The organism is Pandoraea commovens, from assembly GCF_902459615.1.
Taxonomy (GTDB): Bacteria; Pseudomonadota; Gammaproteobacteria; order Burkholderiales; family Burkholderiaceae; genus Pandoraea; species Pandoraea commovens.
The window spans coordinates 13,960-28,429 of sequence record NZ_CABPSA010000009.1 but is presented as its reverse complement, the minus strand read 5'-3'; the positions used below and the strand labels follow the sequence as shown (position 1 = coordinate 28,429).

Below are 14,470 nucleotides of genomic sequence, written 5' to 3'. Positions count from 1 at the left end.
GGATTACTCCTTGGGCGTACGGGACGCCGGGGATTGTTGAAGATGGCGATGCAGCGCGTCGCGTAAGCGCGCGGCCGTCAGTTCGCCCAGATGAGCGTCGACGAGACGGCCATTCGTGTCGAAATACAGCGTGGTGGGCAGCGCACGCGTTTCGGACACGCGCATGGCCTGCGACTGGGGATCGAGCAGCAGATGGTCGAACGTCAGTCCCTGCGATTGCACGAACTCGGCCACCGTTTGCGCTGCTTCACCTTGATTGATCATCAGGAATCGCACGTTCGGATATTCCTTCTGTGCTTGTGCAAGCACTGGCATTTCGCGTCGGCACGGCGGGCACCAACTTGCCCAGAGGTTCATGACGACGGGCTGACCGCGATGACTTTCCAGCGCGACGGTGCGCCCGTCGAGGGTGTTAAGCGTGAGCGAGGGCAGAGGCGGAGCATCGCGCAGCGCGACACCCAGACCCGCGAGGATTGCCCCCCAGATCGCGAGACCAGCTGCCATGCCCGCAAGCATCGGCCGCCGCTGCGCCCGATCCCGGCGCGTGCGCCAGAGACCCCATGCCAGGGCGGCGAGCGCCCCGGCCCAGACGTCGAAACCGCCGTCGCCAATCGCAATGAACGACCACGGCCTTGCGGCGTATTCGGGCCACCAGCGGATCACATACGCTGCACGTGCGATGAACAGACCGACGAAGAGGGCGTCGAGCAGTACACCGGCACCGGCGCGTCGCGAAACCGCATCCGTTTTTCGCAGCAGATAACGCGCCATCAGCCACGCAAGGATCGTCGCTGCCGCGAGGGCTGCCGTCTTCGCGGAGAACGGGCCGAGTCCAATCATGAAGCCTCCGTGTTTTGGGCCGCATCGAGGCGTTGCAGGAACGTCTGTGCGGTCATTTCACCGACCATGCGATGCGCGCGCACTTCCTTGCCCGTCGCATCGACGAGGATGAGCGTGGGCGGTCCCATCACGCCCCAGCGCTTCATCAGCGCCTGATCGATATCGTCGTTCTTGGTGACGTCGGGGCGCAATATCTGCATGCGCGCCAGACGCGCGGCCACTTCCGGATCGCCGAAGACGTTGCGCTCGATGACGTGGCAACTCACGCACCAGTCTGCGTAGAAATCGATGAGCGTCCATTGCCCTTTGGCAGCGGCTTGCGCGATGCGCACATCCACGTCCTGTTCGGATTTCACGCTGACGTAATTCACCGACTTGCCTGCGCGCTGGCCCGTGTCATCGCTCCCGGTGAGCGTTACGCCATCCGCCCGCGCCAGCGGACGCAACAGCGACTCACCGCCCGAAGCTGCACCGACGAGCAACAGCACCGACCAGAGCGCGGCGAGCGTCGAGGTAAATACTAGCGTCCAGCACGCAGGCTTGCCGCGAAGCGCCCATGCCCAGCCGCCGATGCCCACGGCCAGGCCGACGCCGAGTGCGCCCCACAACCCAAGCGTGACGTGCCCAGGCAGGAAACGGCTCAGCATCTCAATGGCCATTCCCGTCATGACATAGCCGAAGGCGATGCGTACACGCACCATCCATGGCCCCGGGCGAGGCAGCACACGCGCACCGAACAGCGATATCGCCAGCAACGGCGTGCCCATGCCGAGGCCCATGGCGAACAGTGCGCCGCCACCCATCCACGCATTGCCTGTCTGGCTGATGTAGAGCAGTGCGCCCGCCAGCGGCGCCGTCATGCAGGGGCCGACGAGGAGGGCCGAAAGAAACCCGAGCGCGGCCGCACTCGCGAGACTGCCGCCTGTGCGGTTACGACCAGCGGCGTCCAGACGATTCATGATGAACGCAGGCAGGCGCAGTTCGAATAGTCCGAACAACGACGCAGCGAGCACCAGAAAGAGGGTGGCGAACGCGCTCAGGAGCCACGGTGCTTGCAGCGTCGCCTGAAGGTTGGCACCGGCCAGGGCAGCCGCCACGCCCACGCTGGCGTAGGTCAATGCCATCGCGACGACATACGCGCTTGAGAGTGCCAAAGCGCGCAACGGCAAGGGCCGATTGCCGACAATCATCGTCGAGACGATGGGGACCATCGGCAGCACGCACGGCGTGAACGCCAGCAGCAGTCCGAAGCCGAAGAACAGCAATTTCGCTGCGATGGGGTCGAGCGCCGCGAGCTGGGCGGCAGCGGCCTGATCGGCGGCGAGCGTTTCGGTGTCGCCCGTTGTCTCGGGCGAAGCGGCCGTCGCCGCCGCGTTGGCGGTGGGGGGCGCCGGGGCGTCCGACGCGTCGTCCGGAGCCGCCGGTGCCGCCGGTGCCGAGGTCGCGGCCGGAACGGAAAGCGCGGCAAGCGCCGTCGACACGTCCTTGTACCCGCCCGAAGGGAAATCGCCGTTCAGCGAAATTCGCACCTTTTGCGGGGGATAGCAAATCCCTGCCTGGGCGCAGCCTTGCCAGTAAAGCGTAACGAAATCCATTCCCGCCAATTCAGGCAACTTCACATGCAAATCGTCGTCATAGAAGATCTGGGTGTTCCCGAAGAACTCATCGAAGTGTCGGGTGCCATCGGGCAGCGTGAAGTGGACGGGCTTGCCGTCGGAATCTTCTACGCGAATTGAATGACGATAAACATAGTGATCCTTAGCAATCTTGCTGGAGATGATAATGACACCGTCTTCACGGCGAGGTGCATCGAGGCGAAGCACTTGCGCGACGTCCAGCACCTGATTTCCGGACTGCCACGGCAGCACGGCGGCGGCGGGCGTCACGAGGGTGACGCCAAGCGCACTGAGTGCGCTGAGCAAAATCACAAAGATGAAAAGTATTCGGCGAAGCAATCTGTTCTCCTCGGGGCGGTCGAAGCAAGACAGAGCGTGGCGCAGAACGATTAACCGAGAGTTAACACCCCGTCTCGCCAACAGTCCTGCATCATCGCGATGCGCGATATACGTAACATGTCACGAGGCGTCGGAGCGACGTCGGAGACGCGTGGGAGAGGCGTGAATCAATGCGAGTACTGCTGGTAGAAGACGATCCTCTGATTACGAGCGGCATCGTTGCGGGGCTTTCGACTTTGGGAATACAGGTCGAGGCGACTGCGTGCGGCGAGGCGGCCATGGCGGCGCATGCCGAGAACAACTTCGATGCGTTGGTGCTCGATCTCGGCCTGCCCGATGGCGACGGTCTCGACCTGATCGCCAGCGTTCGTGCCGTCGAGCCGGACGTTCCCGTGCTGATCCTCACCGCGCGCGACGGCATCGAACACCGGATCTCGGGCTTGAACGCCGGGGCCGACGACTACATGAGCAAGCCCTTCGATCTGCGCGAACTGGCGGCGCGCTTGCATGCATTGGTGCGACGTACGCATGGACGTGCGGCGCAGATCATCGAGGCGGGCCCGTTGCGGCTTGATCCCGCGAGCGGGCTGGCGTGGCTCGACGGCACGCCGGTCGAACTGTCGCGCCGCGAAGTCGATTTGCTCGCGTACCTGGCGAGCAGCCGGGGGCGTTGGTTGTCGCCCGACATGCTGCACGTGCGGCTTTACGGCATGACGGAGCGCATCAACAGCAATGTGCTGAACGTTCACATACATAACGTGCGTCGCAAGTTGGGATGCGACGCCATCCAGACCTCGCGCGGTCTGGGATATCGGTTGGGATGGAGCTTGTCATGAGCCTTCGACTTAGGGCGGTGCTGATCGCTGGCGTGGCGCTGATCGTGCTTTGGATGGCAGCGGCGGGATGGATGATGCGCGGCGTGCGCGCGAGCCTTGACGAAGCGCTCGACGAGCGTCTGGCGATGTCGGCCAACATGGTGGCGGGCCTGATGGCGCGCGCGGCATTCTCGCCGCATCCCGAGCCGAGAGATTGGGGCGAGGTCATTCGCGCGGGAGGAAGTGACGGGATCGCCTGCGAAATCCGGTCGTTGCAGGGCGCGGTGCTGGCACAGACGGACGGCAGTCCCAAGACGTCGGCGATGACGTTGCCGACGGGCTTCAGCACAAGAGAGATCGACGGCCGCAACTGGCGCATCTATGTATTGCAGGACGCGGCGGGATATCAGGTGATGACGGCGGATCTCGTCAAGCGACGGGCTGTGTTGACGAATGGCATGTTGCGTGCGGCGGGCATTCCATTCCTGATCGCGGTCATTGGCGGTCTGATGGCGTTGTGGATGGGTATCGGAAGGGGACTGACGCCACTGGAGACGTTACGCGCGACGTTGCGTGGAAAGCGGACTGACGACACCACGCCGGTGGATATTGGCAAAGCGCCGAAGGAATTGAAGCCGGTGGTAGTGGCGTTGAATGGTTGGTTGGACAGGTTGGCGCAGACCTTGGTGGGCCAGAGGGCGTTCACGGATGGTGCGGCGCACGAGTTGCGAACGCCGTTGACGGCAATCGACACGCATTTGCAGGTGGCGGCGTTGACGCAGGGCAGTGTGTCGAAGCAGGCGTTGCAGCAGGCGAGTGCGGGCGTAAAGCGACTGGGCCACACGTTGGATCAGTTGATGACATTGGCGAGGACGGACGCGCCGATCCACGAGCACGACAGGTGCGAGTCGGTGACGGAGGTGATCGAGGAGGTTTTGACTGAAATGGGAGAGACGGATCGGGGCCCCTTTTCAATGCGAGTTGGGTCAATGTCTGAGCAGGGGAAAGGGGCCCCGGTCCGTCGTCGAAGTGGCAGGATCCTGGTTAGCATTTCAGCGACAGACACAGGATCGGTGTTGCCGCGTTCGATGCTGGCGACGGCATTAAGAAATTTGTTGGACAACGCGATGCGTTACTCCCCGGCAGGCAGCGAGATCACGTTGTCGGTGACATTGGACGAACCGGACCAAAGATACTGCATAGAGGTAAGCGACCGAGGGCCGGGCCTTGCTGCTGCGCATACGGCGCAACTGGGCCAGCGATTCTGGCGGGGCGATCAGGGGCGTCAGCAGGGTGAGGGGGCAGGGTTGGGCATCTCTATCGTGCAGGCGATTGCGAGGCGTTTCGACGCAACGCTTGAATTCGCGCCACGCGAGGGTGGGGGATTGGTGGCGCGGTTGGTCGTGCCTGTGGGTGACGGTGGGCATGGCGGCGATGCGTCGCGCGTCGCCGCCATGTCGAAGCTCAGACCGACTTCTTCGCTCGCGACGTCCGTGTAGTTTTGACGGCGGCCGTCGTGGTGGACTTCTTCGTGGCAGTCGTCCGCTTACGAGGCGTGGTGGCGGGAGAGGTTGCCTTGCGACTCGTCGTGGCGCGAGGCTTAGCCGCTACGCTTGTCTTACCTGTCCCTTCCACGTCGGCCTCGCGCTTTTGCGCGGCCCGTTCGAAGACGGCGAGCACGCGTTCCAGATCGCTCTGTTCGCCATCCTCCAGAGGCACCGCGAAACTCAGCTCCTTCACGGCCTTCGCCACCAGCCGAATCGACGTTGGCGACGCCTGTGCCAGCATGCCCGGAATGGCCTCCATCGCGGCATTCGGCGCCATGCGCAGCAAACCCGCCTGACGCCGAATGATCTCGCGGAAGCGCTCAATCGAAATTTCGGTGTCGCCACGCGGCAACGAACGTGCGAGATTGAACTGCCGCTCGTCCGCTTCGCCATGCAGACGGTGCACCCAGAGCAACGCGCGAATCCCCGCTTCCAGCACACCGCCCTGACGCACCTCGTGACGGCGCAGTTCCAGCGCTTCCTTCACGAACGCGACATGCTCGGGCGACGTGCCCGGATGCACCCGTACCGCGGTGCCATCGCTGCCGTGCAGCCCGGCGAGCGCTTGCACCCACGGTTGACCGTAGATCGTCTCGAACGCCTTCTCGTAACCGTCGTCGCGAATGTCGCGGTAGAAGTTCAGCGACGCCTCGATCGCCGTCGACACGGCCGTCTCCAAAGCAAGGAAGGGATTGTCGGAAGACACGGTATGACGCGTCTCCCGCACGCGTTCCGCCTTCTCGGCGAACGGTGCCGCAAACGGATTGCGATCCGACCACAGCTCGTAGCTCACACGCAGGGGATGCAGCAACCTCATCCAGTAGGCCGACGTCGGCGTCACCATCGCGCGCACCCACGGCTGCACGAGACTGCGATACAACCCCAGGTGAATGTCGGACAGATGCGCCACCGCTGCGAAGCGCCGGTCGCTTTGCGTATCCGGTTGCACGATGGCGCGCACGTCCTCCACACTGCGGCGCTGAATCGACATCACGTAATCGCCTTCGGCCAGCTCGCCGTGCAGCGTGTCGTCGGTCTTGTCGGCGATCTGTGCCTGATAGATGCCTGCGGGCAACACGTCGATCAGATCGATGTTGTTGACGAACTTGCGATGCTCCTTACGCCCGGTGCTGCCAGACACGAAGATGCCGAGATGGCCAATGCTGTCGTGGGTGGCGTAGACGATGGTCTGATCGTGACTGAGTACTTCCGCGTCGTCGCGATACATGTCCGTCACGAAGCCGAGCGCTTGCGGTGGCGGTGTGATGTTGTCGCCGTATGAACAGAACACCACGATGGGTGAGCGGATGTTGCGCAAGTCGATTCGGATGCCATCGCTCGTGATCAGCTCCGCGCTCGTGAGCCGGTTGCCGACGAACAGGTTGTCGACGATGTATTGCATCTCCTGCGCGTTCAGGAAGACGTGCCCGCCCCAATACTTCTCGAAGCCGAGATAGCGCTGTGCCTCCGTGTCGACGTTCGCATACAGGTGATACTTCTTGCGCCAGAGCGTGTTCGCCGGATCGAGACTTTCGAAGTTCTGCACCAGCCACGCGCCATCGAACCGGCCGTCGCCGAGATCGCTCGTGAGCGCCGTGAGCCAACTGCCGCCGAGCAGACCACCGGAGTAGCGCATCGGATTGCGTCCGCGCCAGCCCGCCCAATAGGACACCGGTGCGCCCGCCACGATGATCGGGCCGAACAGTTCGGGGCGCATCGCGGCCGTCATCAGAATCTGCCATCCGGCCTGACAGTTGCCGATGACCGCCGGTTTGCCTGCACTCTCCGGATGCATCGAAATGACCTTCTCGAGAAACGCCGCTTCGGCGCGCATCACGTCCTCGACCGTTTGTCCGGGGACAGGGTCGGGCAGGAAGCCGACGAAATAGCACGGATGCCCCGCGCGCAACGCCGCACCGATCTCGCTGTCGGGCTTGAAGCCACCGATGCCGGGACCGTGCCCCGCACGCGGATCGACCACGACGAACGGACGCGCATTCGGCAGTGTGGGCGTGTCCTTCGGCGGCACGATGCGCATCAGGCAATAGTTGCAGGGACGCGGCAGCTCGTGGGCGTCGAGAATCACCTCGGCGTCGAAGTCGAGCACGTTGGGCGCCGACTCGGCCAGATGCGCCTGATACTGATTGCCGCGCTGACGCATGACGTCGGCGAACAGCACGCTGCGCTGCCACGCGTCGACGGCATACTCGGCGGCGGCCGACATCCACGGCAGATTGGCGAGCCACGGATTGGCGGCTAGCCACGGCGCGTCACCGGTGGCGGCGGACGATGTGGCGCGAGCGCTTCGGAGGGACTGAGACGAGCGGCGTTCCAGTGCGGCAGACGACTTGGCGGGCATGGCAATGACCTCACAAATCCGGCATGACGGGGTTGGCGGAAAGCCGCGTCCGAGAACGGCGACGGGCCCTCGTGATCCTCGTCATGCCATCGAACTGAGCGTGCGACGAAAACGTCGCAGCGAGAAAGCGAAGAACACCGCGCCGATGATCGCAAGCGCTGCGAACTGCACCCACACGACGCCGATCCCGGCGCCACGGAACAGAATGGCCTGACCCAGTTCGACGAAGTGCGTCGTGGGCGCGGCGAGCATCACGTCCTGCACCAGCTTCGGCATGCTTTCACGCGGCGTGTTCCCGCCCGAGAGCATTTGCAGCGGCAGTAGCACCAGAATCAACAACATGCCGAACTGCGGCATCGAGCGCGCGAGCGTCGCGAGAAAGATGCCCATCGACGTGGTGGCGAACAGGTGCAGCGTGGCCCCCAGCAGGAACAACGCCACCGACCCGCCAATCGGCACGTGCAGCGCGCCGCTCACGATCAACCACAGCGACATGGCCGCCGCGATCAGCACGACCAGCCCCATCGACCAGACTTTCGCCAGCATGATCTCGGTCGGTGTCACCGGCATGACGAGCAAGTGCTCGATGGTGCCGTGCTCGCGCTCACGGATCAGCGCCGCGCCCGTCAGAATGATCGACAGCATCGTAATGTTGTTGATGATCTGCATCAGCGCGCCGAACCACGCCCGCTCCAGCGTCGGATTGAAGCGCACGCGCAACGCCAGGTCGACGGGCAACTCCGGCGTGGATCGGTATCGCTGAAGGAATTCGCGCACTTCCGCCGACACGATCTGCTGCACATAGCCGCTGCCCGAGAACGCCTGACTCATGCGCGTGGCGTCGACATTGAGCTGTACTTCGGCCGCGCGCCCCGCCAGCAGGTCGCGCTGGAAGTTCGGCGGAATGTTCAGCGCAAACGTGTACGCGCCCTCGTCCATGCCCCGGTCGACAGCGTTCGCCGTAATCATCTGCGGCGTGGTGAACTGCGGCGGGTAGAACGCCGAGACGATGCGCTGCGAAAGCGGCGAGGCGTCTTCGTCCACGATGGCGATGGGGGCCATGTGCAACGTCTCGGGTTGTGCCGTGGCCGCCGAATAGACCGATGCGGTGAACGTATAGACGATGAGCACCAGCATCATCGGGTCACGCACGAGACTCCAAAGCTCCTTCACGCCGAGCCGGTAGATGTTCGCGACATGCCGCAACCACGGATGCTTGCGACGCGGCGGCGTGGCGCTGGTGTCGCGCGCTGTGGATGGGGAGGCTTGCGGTGCGTTCGGGCTAGCCATCACTTGTCCTGTTTCTTGAGCAGCAGGACCGTCGCGCCCAGAATCACGGGCACGGCGATGAGCATCGGCCAGAAGGCGTTGCCGAGATCGCCGAAGCCAAGCGCCTTGTTGAAGACGCCGCGACTGATGATCAGCATGTAAGTCGCCGGATAGATCTCGCCGATGAACCGGCCCGAGCCCTCCATCGACGGCACCGGCGTGAGCATGCCGGAGAACTGAATCGCCGGGATCATCGTGCCGATCATCGTGAAGAACAGGGCCGCGATCTGACTGCGGGTAAAGGTGGACGCGAGCAGGCCGATACCCGTGGCGACCACGTTGAAAATGAAGACCGCCGTAACCAGCGTCAGGAAACTTCCCTTGATGGGCACGCCGAAGAGCGTCACGGCGATGAGCGCCATGAGCAGGAAGTTCAGCATGGCGAGCGCCACATACGGAATCTGCTTGCCGATCAGGAATTCCGTGCGCGTGACGGGCGTCACGTACAGATTCAGGATCGAGCCGAGTTCCTTCTCGCGCACGACGGAGAGCGCCGTGAGCATCGCCGGGAGCATCAGCAACAGCAACGGAATCACGGCCGGGACCATCGCAGGAAGGCTCTTGACGTCGGGGTTGTAGCGAAAGCGCGTCTCGATGTCGAGCGACGCCGTTGGCTTGACGCCGAGCCGTCGCAAGGACTGATCGGCCAGCCAGTTCTGATGCATGCCTTGCACATAGCCTTGCACGGTTTCGGCACGCATCGGCATCGCGCCGTCGATCCACGCGCCGATCTGCACGGCTTTGCCGCGTGACACGTCGCGCGCGAAACCCGGTGGAATCTCGATGGCCAGCGCGAGTTCGCCGTCGCGCAGGCGGCGGTCCATGTCGTCGTAATCGGTGATCGGCGGTTGTTCGATGAAGTAACGCGACCCCGCGATGTTGAGGGCGTAGTTCTGGCTCATCGTGGTCTGGTCGCGGTCGAGCACTGCGTAGCGCAGATCCTCGACGTCCATGCTGATGCCGTACCCCATCACCAGCATGAGCACGAGCGAGCCGACCAGCGCCAGCGTGGCGCGCACCGGATCGCGTTGCAACTCCAGCGTTTCGCGCCAGAGGTAGCTGATCATCCGGCCGAGCGAGAAGCCCTTGAGCTTCGCGTGTGACGGTGTCGCAGCGGTGGCAGCCACTTCCGTCTTCGGTGTCTCGGGGGCTTCCGGGGTGCCGCCACCGGCCTCCACCAGATATTCGATGAACGCCTGTTCGAGCGTGTGGGCGCCTTTGTCCTTCGTGATCTTCGCGGGCGGATCGGAGACAAGTACCTTGCCCGCGTGCATCAGCGAGATGCGGTCGCAGCGGTCGGCCTCGTTCATGAAGTGCGTGGAGATGAAGATCGTCACGCGGTCACGCCGGGACAACTCCACCAGCAGACGCCAGAAGTTGTCGCGCGCAACCGGATCGACGCCCGACGTCGGTTCGTCGAGGATCAGCAGTTCGGGTTTGTGCACCATCGCCACGGCCAGCGACAGACGCTGACGCATGCCAAGCGGAATGCTGTCGGGCAACGTGTCGAGCACGTCGGCCAGTCCGAAGCGCTGCACCATCTCGTCGACACGTGCGTCGACTTCGGCCTCAGGCACGTGGAACAGTCGCGCATGCAGCACGAGGTTCTGATGCACCGTGAGTTCGGTGTAGAGCGAGAACGCCTGCGACATGTAGCCCACGCGACGGCGCGTGTCGATGTCCTTCGGGTCGACCTCGTGACCGAACAACCACGCCTGTCCTTCGCTCGCTTGCAGCAGGCCCGTGAGCATCTTCATCGTGGTCGACTTGCCGCAGCCGTTCGAGCCGAGGAAGCCGAAGATTTCCCCGCGACGAATCCGGAAGTCCACATGATCGACGGCGACGAAATCGCCGAAGCGCATTGTCAGCCCTTTGGCCTCGATGGCGATCTCGGTGTGTTCGTCGATATGCAACGACGGAATCACGACCGGCTCGTAACCGCGTTTCTTCTCTTCCGGCAGCAAATCGATGAAGGCGGCTTCGAGGTTGTCGCGCTGCGTGCGGGCGAGCAACTCGGTCGGTGTGCCGGTTGCGAGGATATTGCCTGCGTCCATTGCGACGAGCCAGTCGAAGCGCTGTGCTTCATCCATGTAGGCGGTCGCGACGATCACGCTCATCGCCGGACGTTCGCGTCGGATGCGCGCGATCAGATCCCAGAACTGCGCGCGGGCGAGCGGGTCCACGCCGGTGGTCGGCTCGTCGAGAATCAGCAGATCGGGATCGTGGATCAGTGCGCAGCACAGACCGAGCTTCTGCTTCATGCCACCGGAGAGCTTGCCCGCCGGACGATCGAGGAACGGATGCAGACCTGTGCTGCGCGTGAGGTCGTCGATGCGGCGGCGTCGCTCTGCGGCGTCGTGATCGAACAGGCGCGCGAAGAATTGCAGGTTCTCCTCGACGGAGAGCGTCGGATACAGGTTCTTGCCCAGCCCTTGCGGCATGTAGGCGATGCGCGGGCAGACGAGGTCGCGGTGCGCTTTGCTTGCCATGTCGCCGCCGAGCGCTTCGACGGTGCCCGTCTGCACGGCACGTGCGCCTGCGATGAGCGAGAGCAGCGTCGATTTGCCGACACCGTCCGGCCCGATCAGCCCGACCATGCAGTTCGCCGGGATGTCGATGGAGACGCTATCGAGCGCGACCGTCTTGCGGCCGTACTTGAGCGTGACGTCCACGACATGAACAACCGGCGGTGCGCCGTGCCCGGGCGTGTCTCTGCCGTTCTCTGGTGAGGAGGAGTCCGTCATGACGCGCGGCTCACTGCGGCAGCTTGGTCTGCAACTGGGCCGGCCACTCTGCCTTGCTGTCGGTCTTCACCCATGCCACGCCGGGCAGGCCGGTCTTCACGAGCTTCAGATGTTGTTGCAGCAGTTCGGGCGCGATCTGTGCGCGCACGCGGAACATCAACTTCTGACGCTCGCTTTCGGTCTCCACCGTCTTCGGCGTGAACTGTGCCGTGCTGGAGACGAACGAGATACTGGCGGGAATGACGAACTGCGGTGCGGCGTCGAGCACGATGCGGGCTTCGGCGCCCATCGCGAGGCGTCCCGCGACGGCTTCGGGCAGGAAGAACGTCATGTATACATCCGACAGGTCGACGAGGTTGAGGACTTTGCCGCCCGCCGCGAGCACTTCGCCCGGCTGCGCGACGCGATACTGCACACGCCCGTCGCGCGGTGCCTTGAGTTCGCTGTCGGTGATGTCGGCTTCGATCCGGCTGATGGTGGCCTTCGCGGCTTCGACCGTCGATTTCGATCCGGTGACTTGCGCGTTAGCTGCTTCCACGGCCGATTGCGCGGCGGCAACCTGCGCTTTGGCCGCAGTGACGGCGGCGCGGGTGCTTCGCACACGTGCGCGGTCGTCGTCGAGTTCCTGCACCGACGATGCGCCTTCCTTCGAGAGCGTTTCCGAGCGCGAGAGACGGCGTTGTGCCGCATCGAGTTCGGCTTCGCGCGCGGCCACGTTGGCTTCGGCCGTCGCCTTGTCCGACAGACGTGCCGCAGCCTGCGCCTGAATCGCGGCGACGTTGGTCACAGCCTGCTGATACTGCGCGCGGGCTTCGTCACGCTGGGCGTTGAGCGTGTCGATCTGCATCTTGGCTAGGACTTGCCCCGCTTTCACGAAGTCGCCTTCGCGCACGTAGATGGCTTCGACGCGTCCGGCCATTTTCGTCGCGATATCGACTTCGGTGGCTTCGATGCGCCCGTTGCCGCTGGCGAAACCGTCGCCCGGGCCGGTGTGGCTGTAGGTCTTCCATCCGTACCATCCCAGCCCGATCACGACGAGCACGATCAGGGCTGGAACGAGTTTCTTGGCGTTGGGAAGTGCCATGTTCTGTGACCTCTTCAAATTATTGGACGGTCGGCGCGGTGTTCGCCGTGCCCGGCGATGGCTCGATGACGCGGGGCGTTTGTCCGAACAGTCCCGAGGGTGTGTCGGCCGCAGGCATGAGTCGGCTGCCACCGCCGAGCGCCGTGTAGAGCGAGACGCGTGCGGAGAGCAGCGCGCGTCTCGTCTGCACTGTGGTTTGTTCGATGGCGAGGAGATCGCGTTGGGCGTCGAGGACTTCGAGGAAGGCCGCGGCGCCGTGGTCGTAACGCAGCTTGGCGAGACGCGCGCGTTCCGCCTGCGCGTCCTGCGTCGCTTGCAGGATCGTCACCTGCTCGGCGAGCCAGCGGCGTGCGCTCAACGCATCGGCGACGTCGCGAAATGCGCCCTGAATCGTCTTCTCGTAATTCGCCACCGACTCCACGCGACGCGCTTCGGCCAGATCGAGATTGTTGACGAGACGTCCGCCCTGGAAGATCGGAATGTTGATGCTCGGCGTGAAGGTCCACGCGGCGCTGCCAGCTTTGAACAGGCCGTCGAGTGCGCTGCTTGCCGTGCCGACGGAGCCCGTCAGCGTGATTTGCGGGAAGAACGCGGCGCGGGCTGCGCCGATGTTGGCATGCGCTGCGCGCAGTTGATACTCGGCCGCGATGATGTCCGGACGATCCTCCAGCAACGACGACGGTAAGCCGGGCTCGAGGTCGCGCATCAGATTGGCATCGTCGACCGTGCGATCGAGCGCTTGCGGCGACGTGTCGATGGGCACGCCGACAAGCACTTGCAACGCGTGCGCCTGCACCGCGCGTTGCTGTTCGAGTTGCGTGACGAGTGCCCGCGCTTGTTGCCAGAGCGTGGTGACTTCCGTGAGATCGAGCTTCGACGTCGAGCCGACTTGCTCGCGTCGCGTGAAGATGCGCAGCGACTCGGCTCGGCTGTCGACCGTTTGCTGCGCAAGCGCGATGCGTTCGTCGAATTCGCGCAGACTCAGCCACGTCTGCGCAACTTGCGAGATCAGGCTGAGTTCGAGCGCGCGACGCGAGGCGTCGGACGCGAGATAGTCGTCGAGCGCTGCGTCTTTCAGATTGCGGATGCGGCCCCAGAAGTCCAGCTCCCATGTCGACAGGCCGAGGCCGACCTGATACTGGCTGCTGATGTAGGGATTGCCGGTGAGACTCAGGTCGCCGGGCAGACGTTGCCGTGTGCCACTCGCGCCGATGCCTGCGGAAGGAAATAGATCGGCGCGTTGAATGCCGTACACCGCGCGCGCTTGTTCCACGCGCGCTAGCGCGACGCGCAGATCGCGATTGTTCGCGAGGGCGGTGTCGATGAGGCTGCGTAGCTGCGGATCGGCGAAGTACTCGCGCCAGTCGAGCGCAGACGCGGGCTGCGCCGTTGCCGTGGCGGGTGAGGCGCTGACGTCCGGCGTCCACACATTGGCGACAGGGGCGGCGGGGCGCTCGTAAGTGGGCGCCATCGAGATACAGCCGCTGAGCACGGCAGCGGCAAGCGCAGCCGTCATCGATATGAGGAACCTGGGCCCAATGAGTCTATTGGGCCGACTAGTTCTGACGGACGTTGGGAACATCGCTGGGGTATTCGCGATGTCGGAACGCATACGTGGATTGCATGGTTTCGCCATAGAAGCTTCGACCTCCCGACGGACACCTAACTATATCGTGGGTGACGTCAATCGGCGTATACCAAAGCGGTCGAAAAAAGCGAACGGTTGTGCTAAATCAAGAAAGGCCCCGAATCGACTAGAGCATCGATTCGAGGCCTTTCCGGGTGAAGCGTCACCGA

The 14,470-nt window shown here is 63.9% G+C and carries 9 protein-coding genes; 2 read left to right on the top strand and 7 right to left on the bottom strand.

The window, feature by feature from the left end; translation table 11 throughout:
• Positions 1–3: 3 nt before the first annotated feature.
• Entirely contained in the window at positions 4–840 is an 837-nt protein-coding gene (locus PCO31010_RS21935) for a TlpA family protein disulfide reductase (protein WP_150666151.1), read from the bottom strand.
• Positions 837–2,795, bottom strand: a complete 1,959-nt coding sequence (gene dsbD / locus PCO31010_RS21930; RefSeq protein ID WP_246184722.1) for a protein-disulfide reductase DsbD — start codon at positions 2,793–2,795, stop codon at positions 837–839. Before dsbD ends, PCO31010_RS21935 begins: the two co-directional genes overlap by 4 nt.
• Positions 2,796–2,965: 170 nt before the next feature.
• Between dsbD and PCO31010_RS21925 the strand changes: the two genes are divergently transcribed.
• Positions 2,966–3,631, top strand: coding sequence for a response regulator transcription factor (locus PCO31010_RS21925; protein ID WP_150666150.1), 666 nt, complete (start codon positions 2,966–2,968; stop codon positions 3,629–3,631).
• Positions 3,628–5,109 (top strand): ATP-binding protein, encoded by a 1,482-nt coding sequence (locus tag PCO31010_RS21920; RefSeq protein ID WP_150666149.1) that lies wholly within the window; start codon positions 3,628–3,630, stop codon positions 5,107–5,109. Before PCO31010_RS21925 ends, PCO31010_RS21920 begins: the two co-directional genes overlap by 4 nt.
• Here PCO31010_RS21920 and PCO31010_RS21915 read toward each other — a convergent pair.
• The 5 genes from PCO31010_RS21915 to PCO31010_RS21895 all read right to left on the bottom strand — a co-directional run bounded on the left by PCO31010_RS21915 (position 5,075) and on the right by PCO31010_RS21895 (position 14,189).
• Positions 5,075–7,516, bottom strand: a complete 2,442-nt coding sequence (locus PCO31010_RS21915; protein WP_425495028.1) for a DUF3141 domain-containing protein — start codon at positions 7,514–7,516, stop codon at positions 5,075–5,077. The genes PCO31010_RS21920 and PCO31010_RS21915 overlap by 35 nt on opposite strands.
• A gap of 81 nt (positions 7,517–7,597) precedes the next feature.
• Positions 7,598–8,722: an ABC transporter permease gene (locus PCO31010_RS21910; RefSeq protein ID WP_150666287.1), complete on the bottom strand. Its 1,125-nt coding sequence runs from the start codon at positions 8,720–8,722 to the stop codon at positions 7,598–7,600.
• Positions 8,723–8,805: 83 nt separating this feature from the next.
• Positions 8,806–11,589, bottom strand: a complete 2,784-nt coding sequence (gene rbbA / locus PCO31010_RS21905) for a ribosome-associated ATPase/putative transporter RbbA (protein WP_150666148.1) — start codon at positions 11,587–11,589, stop codon at positions 8,806–8,808.
• A gap of 10 nt (positions 11,590–11,599) precedes the next feature.
• Positions 11,600–12,673 carry an HlyD family secretion protein gene (locus PCO31010_RS21900; RefSeq protein ID WP_150666147.1) on the bottom strand — a complete coding sequence of 358 codons (1,074 nt, stop codon included), beginning with the start codon at positions 12,671–12,673 and terminating at the stop codon, positions 11,600–11,602.
• 19 nt (positions 12,674–12,692) lie between these two features.
• Positions 12,693–14,189, bottom strand: a complete 1,497-nt coding sequence (locus PCO31010_RS21895) for an efflux transporter outer membrane subunit (protein ID WP_246184721.1) — start codon at positions 14,187–14,189, stop codon at positions 12,693–12,695.
• Positions 14,190–14,470: the final 281 nt, after the last annotated feature.

What these genes read in the sequence shown, in the direction of transcription:
- PCO31010_RS21935 (WP_150666151.1), bottom strand. Translation starts at nt 840, where the DNA reads ATGATTGGACTCGGCCCGTTCTCCGCGAAGACGGCAGCCCTCGCGGCA.
- PCO31010_RS21925 (WP_150666150.1), top strand. Translation starts at nt 2,966, where the DNA reads ATGCGAGTACTGCTGGTAGAAGACGATCCTCTGATTACGAGCGGCATC.
- PCO31010_RS21920 (WP_150666149.1), top strand. Translation starts at nt 3,628, where the DNA reads ATGAGCCTTCGACTTAGGGCGGTGCTGATCGCTGGCGTGGCGCTGATC.
- PCO31010_RS21915 (WP_425495028.1), bottom strand. Translation starts at nt 7,516, where the DNA reads ATGCCCGCCAAGTCGTCTGCCGCACTGGAACGCCGCTCGTCTCAGTCC.
- rbbA (WP_150666148.1), bottom strand. Translation starts at nt 11,589, where the DNA reads ATGACGGACTCCTCCTCACCAGAGAACGGCAGAGACACGCCCGGGCAC.
- PCO31010_RS21900 (WP_150666147.1), bottom strand. Translation starts at nt 12,673, where the DNA reads ATGGCACTTCCCAACGCCAAGAAACTCGTTCCAGCCCTGATCGTGCTC.
- PCO31010_RS21895 (WP_246184721.1), bottom strand. Translation starts at nt 14,189, where the DNA reads ATGACGGCTGCGCTTGCCGCTGCCGTGCTCAGCGGCTGTATCTCGATG.